Genomic DNA, 1,507 nt, shown 5'->3' with positions numbered 1-1,507 from the left:
TCGGCATCGATGCGATCCTTGTCCGGACCGGCGATCGGAGATGCGCTCAGTTCGCCTGAGAGAAGCTGGTTTGCTGCGGTGCTGACATTGGGTGCCATGACAGCAATGACTGTCTTGGGGACACCCGGTGTGTCGGAGGTGGTGTCGTCGGGCCCCCAGCTGTAACCGTCACGACGCTCGAACGTGTAGTGGTCATTGGCCGAGACCTCGGTGACTTCGAACATTCCGGAGCCCAGCGATTTGTTGTTCGAGGCGGTCGGATCCTCGAGTCCGGCGTCGCACATGATCGGGAGGCGACTGATGGTGAGGAGGAGGAACGGGGTCGGCGCCGGAGTGGTGACCGTGATGGTGCGGGTGGCGAGATCGGCAGTGGCTGAAGCGCCGATGGGAACTGTGGTGCCGCGTTGTTGTGAACCTTTGGCCGGGTCGGCAACGAAGTTGATGTTGTTTGCGACGGTCTGTGCGGTCAGCGTCGACCCGTCGGTACAGGTCACGCCTTCACGAATGGTGAAGGACGCGGAGGTCGGCGTTTCTTCCCACTTCTCGGCCAACCATGGTTTGAATTCACTGGTTTCGGGATCCTGGTAGACGAGGGAGTCGTACGCCAGCTTCGAGATTTCCGCGGTTGCCGCAGAGCCGGACATGATCGGGTTGAGTGCACCCGGATCGCCCTGCAACGCGTACCGGAAGGTTCCGTCTGTAAGAGGCTCACCGCCGCCAGAGCCCGAGGACGTGCCTCCCGAGCTGCAAGCCGACAACACGAGCGCGAGCCCCGCGGTCGCGGCAAGCGTCGAATAGGAGCGGTGTTTCATTGTGCCTCCGTGAAGGAGCCGGGGCCCCGGGACGAATCGTGAGGGCGCAGTCGAGTGTGACCGCTAAATCTTGGCGTAGGACGTGACGGGCATCTCGGTCGATCTTCACGAAAATCGGGCGGATTTTTGTTCGATTTCACGAAGGTTGAAGTTTTGGTTCAGTTCACGGGGAGTCGAGGTCACTTCGTCGTGGCCACTCGGTCTCCGTGAGCACGGTTGCTGGAACTGACCTCAACGGGGAGGTGGGGCCGAGACCGTGGAGGTCTTCGTCGTCATCGATCTCGGACCAGAATTCGTCCACCGAAACATCAAGGCCGAGAACGATCCACGGCGGTCCGGCTTCTTGAAACGCGTATGAGACAGTCCCGGTGCGCGGAACTGTCGCATCGAACAGTCGGTCTCCGACGGGATATCCCTGCTGCTCGCCGACCAAAGTCAAGGTCGTCGGATCGAAGGATGCCTCGCGCAGAATCTTCTCGACGGTGCGGTCGAAACTCCGCTGGACGCTGAACTCTTCGTCCGGGCTCGAACCGCTGAACTCGGGAAAATGCGCGCAACACAATACGTGTGAGCTCTCCGAGTTGCAGTACAGGCGAAACACGGGAAATCCACCGGCCACGAAGCGTGACGTTAGCAGAGCGTCAAGATGGAGAAGTTGCTGTTTCAGCAAAGATGGTTGCGTGAATTGTGGGAGG

At 60.3% G+C, this 1,507-nt stretch carries 2 protein-coding genes; both read right to left on the bottom strand.

The genetic code is table 11. The features are described from left to right. Positions 1 to 812, bottom strand: an 812-nt coding sequence (locus ABT116_RS45505; RefSeq protein WP_351646957.1) for an ABC transporter substrate-binding protein, incomplete at its 3' end; no start/stop codon positions are given. A 163-nt stretch (positions 813 to 975) separates the two neighbouring features. Further along, positions 976 to 1,507 (bottom strand): hypothetical protein (locus ABT116_RS45500; RefSeq protein WP_351646954.1); only part of this gene is annotated, 532 nt, incomplete at its 5' end.

Source organism: Streptomyces sp. NPDC002130 (assembly GCF_040296465.1).
Lineage (GTDB): Bacteria > Actinomycetota > Actinomycetes > Streptomycetales > Streptomycetaceae > Streptomyces.
The sequence above is the reverse complement of the archived record's forward strand: the minus strand, read 5'-3'. Positions and strand labels throughout refer to the sequence as shown.